Consider the following 1,277-nt stretch of genomic DNA (forward strand, 5'->3'; position numbering starts at 1 on the left):
CCCTCGGTAGCTCCCAAGGCCCCCACACATTTCTGGACAAAGCGTTCAAAAGCCCGCTCCAGCGCCGGCACCAGATCCGCCCGCTTCTGGACGCTGTCGCCGTCGTAGGCAAAGCTGCCCACCTCGTCCCCATCGATGGCCATGCCGAACAGGGATCCGCCCGCCTCGACGCTGTGGTAGTTGGCGCGGATGCCGGTGGAAGAAGCAATGGCCACGGTATCCTCTTCTACGCTGAACGAGCCGCTGTCGATGGTGATGCGCGGGTCTTGGGAGCGCACCCACTCCACCAGTTGGGATCCCAGTTGCGTCAGCTCGGCGGCATCCAGTTCCAGCAGGCCCGGGTCGAGGGCAAAAGACACCTGGGGCAGGGGCTGGGGATCTGGCAGGCCGTTGAGGGGATCCGCCGGCGAAGCCTTGGCCATGGCCACCGCCTCAGCAGCCGTCTCCGCCAGATCCTCAGGGCGGTTGGAGGTGGCAAAGCCCAGCCTGCCGCCGCAGAAAACCCGGATGCCGAACAGGGTCTCGCTGCTGCTGCGGGCCAGGTTGAGGTCATTTTTCTCAAAGGTGACTTCCGTCTCGCGGCCTGAGTTGGCGAACACCTCTGCTTGGTCAGCTCCGGCAGCCAAAGCCTTTTGCACACCCTGTTCGCAGAGATCCAGCAGGTTTTCAGGAGAAATGACGGAGCCGGCCATAGAAAACTTGAGATCCGCAAGAGAACAGTTCTATTATCGACCCTAGCAGCAAGGCCTGCCCCAGGAACGGGACCCAGAAGAGCGCGCCTGTTTCAAGCGGTTCCCTCAGGCGCCGGGATCCGTTTGCCGGCGGTTTTCCGGATCCCTATCGGATCAGGGCTGCTCCAGGGGCTGATCTGAAAAAAGCAGGGGGGCAATGTTGGCTGCCTGGTTGAGCGGGATCTCGTCGTGGATGGCGTACTGATAGAACTGATCCAGCCGCTGACACAAACCTTCTGGGGTCAAAGCCTGCACGTTGGAGCTGATGATGTAGCTCTGGGCAGGAGAGGCCCGAAAGGCCTGAAAGGCTTTGCGACAAAAGGCCTGCTTGGCCTCAGGATCCGCCTGGCGCCACTCCGGCCCCGTCAGTTTGCCGGATAGTGCCGGCTGGGTGGCCGCCCAAGCGCTGGACGCGACCAGGGGCAGTCCTGTTGCCAAGATCAGGCCAGCCAGGATCAGAAACAGAAGGCCTCCGTTTAAAAATATCTGACGAGAAAAGAACTGAAGCCGTTGCCAGTGTTGCCCCATGGTTGGATAGGCTAAAGG

The 1,277-nt window shown here is 61.5% G+C and carries 2 protein-coding genes; both read right to left on the reverse strand.

The annotated features are described in order from the left end of the window. On the reverse strand, window positions 1-692 hold a 692-nt coding region (locus tag NW809_RS12635; RefSeq protein WP_414402301.1), incomplete at its 3' end, for a PmbA/TldA family metallopeptidase. A 153-nt stretch (window positions 693-845) separates the two neighbouring features. Then, window positions 846-1,277 (reverse strand): hypothetical protein (locus NW809_RS12640; protein ID WP_414402302.1); only part of this gene is annotated, 432 nt, incomplete at its 5' end.

It is taken from the genome of Synechococcus sp. WC101, assembly GCF_047461555.1.
Taxonomy (GTDB): Bacteria; Cyanobacteriota; Cyanobacteriia; order Thermostichales; family Thermostichaceae; genus Thermostichus.